1 protein-coding gene and 1 pseudogene are annotated in these 9,557 nt (G+C 69.7%); both read right to left on the bottom strand.

Translation table 11 applies throughout. The features are described from left to right. Positions 1–1,609, bottom strand: a pseudogene (locus tag AC1D1T_RS26385) (heme utilization protein); the annotation flags it as partial. Between the two features lie 80 nt (positions 1,610–1,689). Further along, the gene (locus tag AC1D1T_RS26390) at positions 1,690–9,522 is read right to left on the bottom strand and encodes an SPM autocatalytic domain-containing protein (RefSeq protein WP_477992798.1); all 7,833 of its coding nucleotides are present in this window, start codon (positions 9,520–9,522) and stop codon (positions 1,690–1,692) included. Between the last annotated feature and the right edge of the window lie 35 nt (positions 9,523–9,557).

A 9,557-nucleotide genomic window follows, 5' to 3' on the forward strand; every position in this document is an offset into this window, starting at 1 on the left:
TCGACAGCGCGGCGAACTGCGTGGTCGTCAGCGCATTCAGGTAGTCGGTGTGCAGCGCACCGATCTGCGGTCCGGTCAGCGACCCGATCTGCGCCGTCGTCAGCGCCGCGAACTGGTCGGAGCCGAGCGCCTCCACCTGCGCCGGCGTCAGTGCGCGGAACGCGGCCGAGCTGAGCGCGCGCAGGTCGTTGGTCTCCAGCGCCAGCATCTGCTCGGGCGTCAACGCCGCCGCCTGCGTGGCAGTCAGCGCAGCGGCCTGGGCCGTCGTCAGCGCGGCGATCTCGGCGGTCGTCAGCGTGGCGACCGAGCTGGCCGCCAGCCCCTTGATCGCGGCGGTGCTGATCGCCGCCCAATCCGCCGTCTCGAGCGCTGCCACCTGCGTGGCCGACAAGGCCGCCACCTGGGCCGACGAAAGCGCCGCGAACTGCGCCGTGCTCAGCGCCGTCAGGTCGTCGGTGTTGAACGAGCCCACTTGCGCCGGCGTCAGCGATGCGATCTGCGCGCTGGTCAGCCCCGCGAGCTGCATCGAGGTCAGCGCGTCGATCTGCGACGCGCTCAGGGCACGGAACGCGGCCGAGCTCAGCGCGCGCAGGTCGGCCGTCTCGATCGCCGCGACCTGGTCGGTCGACAGCGCTGCGATCTGCGCGGAATTCAACACCGAGGCCTGTGCGGTGGTCAGCGCGGCGATCTCATCGGTCGTCACCGCGGCCAGCGCCGTCGGGTCGATGCTGCGGATCGCCGCTGTCGTCAGCGCCGCCCAGTCGGCCGTCGGCAATGCGGCCAGCTGCGCGCCGCTCAACGCCGCGGCCTGCGCCGAGTTGAGGGCGGCGAACTGCTGCGTCGACATCTGCTGCAGGTCGTCGGTGCCGAGGATCGCCACCTGCGCCACCGTCAGCGTGGCGACCTGCGCGGTGGTCAGCGCGCCGATCTGCGTCGGCAGCAGCCCGTCGAACTGCGCGGTCGTCAGCGCACCCAGCTGGGCGGTGCTCAGTTGCGTCACTTGCGTGGTGGTCAGTGCGTCGAGCTGCGCGGCCGACATTCCGCGCAACGCCGCCGTGGTCAGCGCCCGCAGGTCGGCACTCTCCAGGTGCGAGATCTGCTGCGTGGTCAACGCCGCGGCCTGCGCGCTGTTCAGCGCGGCGAACTCGGCCGTCGTCATCGCGTTCAGCGAGGTGGTCGACAGCGCGGCGATCTGCGCCGGCGTCAGCGCCGCCACCTGCACGGTGGTCAGCAGGCTGATCTCCTGCGTCGTCAGCGCCGCGAGTTGCGCGCTGCTCCAGCCGCGGATCGCGGCGGTGGTCAGCGCGCGCAGGTCGGCCGTCTCCAGGTTGGCCGCCTGCGTGGTCGTGATCGCACCCGCCTGCGTCGCCGACAGCATCGCGAACTGCGCGGTCGTCAGCGCGTTCAGCTCGGCCGTCGTCATGCCGGCGATCTGCGCCGTCGTCAGCGCCTGCACCTGGGCATCGGTCAGCGCGCCGGTGCTGGACGTCGGGGTGGCCGGCGTCGTCGGCGCGGTCGAGCCGCCGCTGCCGCCGTCGGACGAGAACAGGTCCCGCCAGGCCGAGGGCAGCAGCTTGCTCACCAACCACTTGACGAAGCCGAATTTCATGCGTTCAGGGGTGCGGGTGACTCGCGTGACTGCGCGGCACGCACTTCAGGGAGTGCGTGCCGCGCCATCGGTTGCCGTGATCAGATCAGCGGGCCGATGTTCTTCAGGTGCTCGTCGTCGGCCAGCAGCTTGTGGTCGACGTGCACCGCGGCATGCGCCGTGGTCTGCGTCGCCGCCACCGTCGGGGCGCTGCTGCCGCCCAGCACGTCGGCCGTCGGCGCCGCCAGCACATCGGCCAGCTGCACCGGCAGTTCCTTGGCTGCCGTGGCATCGGTCGCCGCGGCCTTGCCGAACCACACGTCCGCCATGTCGTGCTTGGCGCCGTCGGCCGTCGTGTAGCTCGACACCAGGCCCAGCAGGTTGCCGTTCTGCACCGTCGTGCCGCTCGCGGCATGCAGGTCCAGCGAGACGATCCCGAAATCGGCCAGGCCCTTCAGCTCGCCCGCCTCGGAGATGCCGTCCTGGTTGGCATCGACCCACACCTTCAGCTTGTCGAAGTTCGCGTCCGTGGCGCTCAGCTTGCCGTCGTGGTTCGTGTCCTCGATCTTCATGGCCTCGTAACCGTTGCCGGCGCGGGTGCCGTCGGCCTTCACGGTCGCGACGCCGAACAGCTCGGTGCCGTCGTTGATCTTGCCGTCGCCGTTGCGATCCATCACCAGGATGCCGTCCGTCGAAGAGGCCCAGCCCACCTTGTTGGCATGGCCGGTGGCGTTCAGGTCGAAGTTGACGCCGTGCGCCGCCGACACCGTCGAGACGCCGTCACCGTTCAGGTCCAGCACGATCGGCGAGGCCGCCATGAAGGCATCCAGCTGCGGTGACGACATCACCGCGATGTCCTGCCCTTCGAAGGCCGCGATCTGCGTCATCGACATCGCCGCGATGTCCTGGGTCTCCAGCGCCATCGTCTGCGTGGTCGTCAGCGCGATGACCTGGTCGGTCGTCAGCGAATGCACCTGGGCGGTGGTGAACGCGGCGATCTGCGTCGCGCTCAGCGCCTGGAAGGTGTCGGTCGTGATGGCCTGGACCTGGTCGGTCGTCAGCGACTGGATCGCGGCCGTGCTCAGTGCACGCAGGTCCGCGGTTTCCAGGTTGCCGATCTGCGTGACCGTCAGCGACTGGATCTGCGCCGTGTTCATCACCAGGAACTGCGAGGCGGTGAACGCGTTCAGGTCGTCGGTGGCCAAGTGCGAGATCTGCGAGGTCGTCAGGTTGCTGACCTGGCCGCCCAGCGAGGAGAGCTGCGTCGTGGTCAGTTCGCCCAGCTGCGCATCCGTCAGGGCGCGCAGCGAGGTCGAGGTCAGCGCACGCAGGTCCTGCGTCTCGATCACCGAGATCTGGTCGGTCGTGATGCCGAGCACCTGGGTCGCCGACAGCGACGCATAGTGCGCCGTGGTCAGCGCCTGCAGGTCGTCGGTGGCCATCGTGCCGATCTGCGACGCCGTCAGCGAAGCCGACTGCGCCGTGGTCAGCGCCGCGAACTGCGTGCCGGTCAGCGCGTTCAGGTCGTCACTCGACAGGCTGGAGATCTGCGTCGTGGTCAGCGAAGCGACCTGCGCCGTGGTCAGCGCACCGAACTGGTCGGAACCCATCGCATCCAGCTGGGCGGTGCTCAGCGAACGCAGCGCCGCGGTGCTCAGCGCACGCAGGTCGTCGGTCTGCAGGCCGGCCATCTGGTCGGAGGTGAGCGTCTGCACCTGGGCCGACGAGAAGACCGCGAACTGGCTGGTCGTCAGCGCGTTCAGGTCGTCCGTGGTCAGCGTGCCGACCTGGCTGGCCGTCAGCGCCGCCACCTGGCCGGTGGTCAGTGCCGCCATCTGGTCGGAGGTCAGCGCCGCCAGCTGGTCGGAGTCCAGCGCGCGGATCGCGTTGGTGCTCAGCGCGCGCAGGTCGGCCGATTCCAGGTTCGGCATTTGGTCGGTCGTCAGCGCATGCGCCTGGGCCGTGGTCAGTGCCGCATAGTGCGCGGTGGTCAGCGCACGCAGGTCGTCGGATTGCAGGCCGGCGATCTGGCTGGCCGTCAGCGACGTCACCTGGGCCGTCGACAGCGCCGCGAACTGCGCGGTGCCGAAGGCGTTCAGGTCGTCGGTGACCAGGTTGCTCAGTTGCGCGGTCGTCATCGCCGCCACCTGGGCCACCGTCAGCTGGCCCATCTGGTCGGAGCTCAGCGCATCGATCTGCGCCGTGCTCATGTTGGCGATGGCCGAGGTGCTGATGGCACGCAGGTCCGACGATTCCAGGTGCGGGATCTGGTCGGAGGTCAGCGAAGCCACTTGCGTCGTCGACAGGATCGCGAACTGGGCGGTGCTCAGCGCGTTCAGCGAGTCGGAGCTCAGCGAAGACAGCTGGGTGGTCGTCAGTGCGCCCACTTGCGCGGTCGTCAGCGATGCCACCTGGTCCGAGGTGAGGGCTGCGAACTGGTCGCTGTTCAGGCCACGGATGCCGGCGGTGCTGATGGCACGCAGGTCAGCCGACTCCAGGTGCGGGATCTGGTCGCTGGTCAGCGCGCCGACTTGCGCGGTCGACAGCGCGGCGTAGTGCGCCGTCGTCATCGCACGCAGGTCGTCGGTCTGCAGGCCGGCCACCTGGCCGACCGTCAGCGAAGCGACCTGGGCGGTCGACAGCGCAGCGAAGTCGGCGGTGTTCAGCGCGTTCAGGTCGGTGCTGGTCAGGTTCGACAGCTGCGAGGTGGTCAGCGCAGCGACCTGGGCGGTCGTCAGCTGGCCCATCTGGTCGGAGGTCAGCGCATCGACCTGCGCCGTGGTCCAGTTGCGGATCGCGGCGGTGCTCAGCGCACGCAGGTCGGCCGATTCCAGCGTCGGGATCTGGTCGGTGGTCAGCGCGGCGGCCTGGGCGGTCGACAGCGTCGCGAACTGCGTCGTCGTCAGCGCGTTCAGGTCGTCGGTGCCCAGTTGCGACAGCTGGGTCGTCGTCAGGGCCGCCACTTGCGCGGTCGTCAGCGCAGCGAACTGGTCGCTGGTCAGGGCGCCGAGCTGGTCGGAGTTCAGCTGGCGCAGCGCGGCGGTGCTGATCGCACGCAGGTCGGCCGATTCCAGGTTCGGCAGCTGGTCGCTGGTCAGCGCGGCCACTTGCGTGGTCGTCAGCGCGGCGAAGTGCGCCGTGGTCAAGGCGCGCAGGTCGTCCGACTGCAGGCCGGCGATCTGCGTGGCCGTCAGCGACACGACCTGGGCGGTCGACAGCGCGGCGAAGTCAGCCGTGTTCAGCGCGTTCAGGTCGTCGGTGACCAGGTTGCTCAGCTGGGCCGTCGTCAGCGCGGCGACTTGCGCCGTCGTCAGCTGGCCCATCTGGTCGCTGGTCAGTGCATCGACCTGTGCGGTGCTCCAGTTGCGGATCGCGGCGGTGCTCAGGGCACGCAGGTCCGACGACTCCAGGTGCGGGATCTGGTCGGAGGTCAGCGAGGCGGCCTGCGCGGTCGACAGGATCGCGAACTGGGCGGTGCTCAGTGCGTTCAGCGAGTCGGAGGTCAGCGAGGACAGCTGGGTGGTCGTCAGCGCGCCCACTTGCGCGGTCGTCAGCGACGCGATCTGGTCGGAGGTCAGCGCAGCGAACTGGTCGCTGTTCAGGCCGCGGATGCCGGCCGTGCTGATGGCACGCAGGTCGGCCGATTCCAGGTGCGGGATCTGGTCGCTGGTCAGCGCGCCGACTTGTGCGGTCGACAGCGCGGCGTAGTGCGCCGTCGTCATCGCACGCAGGTCGTCGGTTTCGAGGCCGGCCACCTGGCCGACCGTCAGCGAAGCGACCTGGGCGGTCGACAGCGCAGCGAAGTCAGCGGTGTTCAGCGCGTTCAGGTCGGTGCTGGTCAGGTTGGTCAGCTGGGTGGTCGTGAGGCCCGCCACTTGCGCGGTCGTCAGCTGGCCCATCTGGTCCGAGGTCAGCGCGTTCAGCTGGTCGGTGTTCCACGAGCGCAGTGCGGCGGTGCTCAGCGCACGCAGGTCGGCCGATTCGAGGTGCGGGATCTGGTCGGTGGTCAGCGACGCGACTTGCGCGGTCGACAGGATCGCGAACTGGGCGGTGCTCAGCGCGTTCAGCGAGTCGGAGGTCAGCGAAGACAGCTGGGTGGTCGTCAGCGCCGCGACTTGCGCGGTCGTCAGCGATGCCACCTGGTCCGAGGTGAGGGCTGCGAACTGGTCGCTGTTCAGGCCACGGATGCCGGCGGTGCTGATCGCACGCAGGTCAGCCGATTCCAGGTGCGGGATCTGGTCGCTGGTGAGCGCGCCGACTTGCGCGGTCGACAGCGCGGCGTAGTGCGCCGTGGTCATCGCACGCAGGTCGTCGGTTTCCAGGCCGGCGACCTGGCTGACCTTCAGCGCGGCGACCTGGGCGGTCGTCAGCGCGGCGAAGTCGGCCGTGTTCAGCGCGTTCAGGTCTTCGGTCGTCAGGTTCGCCAGCTGGGCGGTCGTCAGGCCGGCGACCTGCGCGGTCGTCAGCTGGCCCATCTGGTCGGAGCTCAGCGCGTTCAGCTGGTCGGTGTTCCACGAACGCAGCGCGGCGGTGCTCAGCGTGCGCAGGTCGGACGATTCCAGCGTCGGGATCTGGTCGGTGGTCAGCGACGCGACTTGCGTGGTCGACAGCGCGGCGTACTGCTGCGTCGTCAGGGCGCGCAGGTCGTCGCTGTTCAGCGTCGACAGCTGCGTGGTCGTCAGGGCCGCGACCTGGCCGGTCGTCAGCGCGCCGATCTGGCTCGAGTCGAGGGCGGCCAGCTGGTCGCTGTTCAGCGCGCGGATCGCGGTGGTGCTGATGGCGCGCAGGTCGGCCGATTCGAGGTTCGGGATCTGGTCGGTCGTCAGCGCACCGACCTGGGCCGAGTTCAGCGCGGCGTACTGCGCGGTGGTCAGCGCACGCAGGTCATCGGACTGCAGGCCCGCGATCTGCGTCGGCGTCAGCGAGGCGACCTGGGCGGTCGACAGCGCGGCGAACTGCGCGGTGTTCATCGCGTTCAGGTCGTCGGTGACCAGGTTGCTCAGCTGGGCGGTCGTCAGGCCGGCGACCTGCGAGGTCGTCAGCTGGCCCATCTGGTCGGAGGTCAGCGCGTCGACTTGCGCGGTCGTCCAGTTGCGGATCGCGGCGGTGCTCAGGGCGCGCAGGTCGGCCGATTCCAGGTGCGGGATCTGGTCGGTGGTCAGCGCGGCGGCCTGGGCGGTCGACAGGATCGCGAACTGGCTGGTCGTCAGCGCGTTCAGGTCGTCGGAGCCGAGGCTGGCGAGTTGCGCCGGCGTCAGCGCCGCCACCTGGGCGGTCGTCAGCGCAGCGAACTGGTCGCTCGTCAGGGCACCCAGCTGGTCGGAGTTCAGCTGGCGCAGCGCGGCGGTGCTGATGGCGCGCAGGTCGGCCGATTCCAGGTTCGGGATCTGGTCGGTGGTGAGCGCCGCGACCTGCGCGGTGTTCAGCGCGGCGTACTGCGCCGTCGTCAGGGCACGCAGGTCATCGGATTGCAGCCCGGCGATCTGCGTCGCGGTCAGGCCGGCGACTTGCGCGGTCGACAGCGCGACGAACTGCGCGGTGTTCAGCGCGTTCAGGTCGTCGGTCACCAGGTTGCTCAGCTGGGCGGTCGTCAGGGCGGCCACTTGCGCGGTCGTCAACTGGCCCATCTGGTCGGAGGTCAGCGCATCGACTTGCGCGGTCGTCCAGTTGCGGATCGCGGCGGTGCTCAGGGCACGCAGGTCGGCCGATTCGAGCGTCGGGATCTGGTCGCTCGTCAGTGCAGCAGCCTGGGCGGTCGACAGGATCGCGAACTGGTTGGTCGTCAGCGCGTTCAGGTCGCCGGTGCCCAGCGTGGACAGCTGGGTCGTCGTCAGGGCAGCCACTTGCGCGGTCGTCAGGGCGGCGAACTGGTCGCTGGTCAGCGCACCGAGCTGGTCGGAGTTCAGCTGGCGCAGCGCCGTCGTGCTGATCGCACGCAGGTCGGCCGATTCGAGGTTCGGCAGCTGGTCGGTGGTCAGCGCGGCGACCTGGGCGGTCGTCAGCGCGGCGAACTGGGCGGTGCTCAGCGCGCGCAGGTCATCGGATTGCAGGCCGGCGATCTGGGTCGGCGTCAGCGCGGCGACCTGGGCGGTGGACAGCGCGGCGAACTGCGCGGTGTTCAGCGCGTTCAGGTCGTCGGTGACCAGGTTCGACAGCTGGGCGGTCGTCAGCGCGGCGACCTGCGAGGTCGTCAGCTGGCCCATCTGGTCGGAGGTCAGCGCATCGACCTGGGCGGTCGTCCAGTTGCGGATCGCGGCGGTGCTCAGCGCACGCAGGTCGGCCGATTCCAGGTGCGGGATCTGGTCGGTCGTCAGCGACGCGGCTTGTGTGGTCGACAGGATCGCGAACTGGCTGGTGCTCAGTGCGTTCAGGTCGTCCGAGGCCAGCGACGACAGCTGCGTCGTCGTCAGCGCGGCCACTTGCGCGGTCGTCAGCGACGCGATCTGGTCGGAGGTGAGGGCGGCGAACTGGTCGCTGTTCAGGCCACGGATGCCGGCGGTGCTGATGGCACGCAGGTCGGCCGATTCGATGTTCGGGATCTGGTCGCTGGTCAGTGCGCCGACCTGCGTGGTCGACAGCGCGGCGTACTGTGCCGTCGTCAGTGCGCGCAGGTCATCGGACTGCAGGCCGGCGATCTGCGAGGCCGTCAGCGATGCGACCTGGGCGGTCGACAGCGCGACGAAGTCGGCGGTGTTCAGCGCGTTCAGGTCTTCCGTCGTCAGGTGCGAGACCTGGTTCGTCGTCATGGCGGCGACCTGTGCGGTCGACAGCGCGCCCATGTGATCGGAGTTCAGCGCGGCCAGCTGGTCGCTGTTCAGCGCGCGGATCGCCGCGGTGCTGAGGGCGCGCAGATCCTGCGTCTCCAGGTTCGACATCTGCGTCGTCGTGATGGCGGCCGCCTGGGCGGTGGTCATCGCGGCGAACTGCGCGGTGGTCAGCGCGTTCAGGTTGCTGGTGTTCAGGCCGTCGACCTGCGGCGTCGAGGTCAGCGCGGCGACCTGGGCGGTCGTCAGCTGGGCCATCTGGTCGGAGGTCAGCGCATTGATCTGGTCGGTGTTCAGCGCGCGGATCGCGGCGGTGCTGAGCGCGCGCAGGTCGGCCGATTCGAGGTTCGGGATCTGGTCGGTCGTCAGGGCAGCGGCCTGGGCCGAGTTCATCGCGGCGTATTGCGCGGTGCTCAGCGCACGCAGGTCATCGGACTGCAGGCCGGCGATCTGGGTGGCGGTCAGCGAGGCGACCTGGGCGGTGGACAGCGCGGCGAACTGCGCGGTATTCATCGCGTTCAGGTCGTCGGTCGTCAGGTTGGTCAGCTGGGCGGTCGTGAGGCCCGCCACTTGCGCGGTCGTCAACTGGCCCATCTGGTCGGAGGTCAGCGCATCGACCTGGGCGGTGGTCCAGTTGCGCAGCGCGGCGGTGCTCAGCGTGCGCAGGTCGGCCGATTCGAGGTGCGGAATCTGGTCGGTGGTCAGCGCGGCGGTCTGCGCGCTCGACATCGCGCTGAACTGCGCGGTGCTCAGCGCGTTCAGGTCGTCCGAGGCCAGCGAGGCCACCTGCGTGGTCGTCAGCGCGGCCACCTGCGTGGTCGTCAGCGACGCGATCTGGTCGGAGGTCAGCGCCGCGAACTGGTCGCTGTTGAGGCCGCGGATGCCGGCGGTGCTGATCGCACGCAGGTCCGAGGACTCGATGTTGGGCATCTGGTCGCTGGTCAGCGCGGCGACCTGGGCGGTGGTCAGCGCGGCGTACTGGCCGGTGGTCAGCGCGCGCAGGTCATCGGATTGCAGGCCGGCGATCTGCGTCGGCGTCAGCGCGGCGACTTGCGCGGTGGACAGCGCGACGAACTGCGCGGTGTTCAGCGCGTTCAGGTCGTCGGTGGTCAGGTTCGCCAGTTGCGAGGTGGTCAGTGCGGCGACCTGGGCGGTCGTCAGCTGGCCCATCTGGTCGGAGGTCAGCGCGTCGACCTGGGCGGTGG

It is taken from the genome of Rhizobacter sp. P2_H3 (assembly GCF_056403355.1).

Coding starts and splice junctions, on each gene's coding strand:
- AC1D1T_RS26390 (WP_477992798.1), bottom strand. CDS start 9,522: ATGGGCCAGCTGACGACCGCCCAGGTCGCCGCACTGACCACCTCGCAA.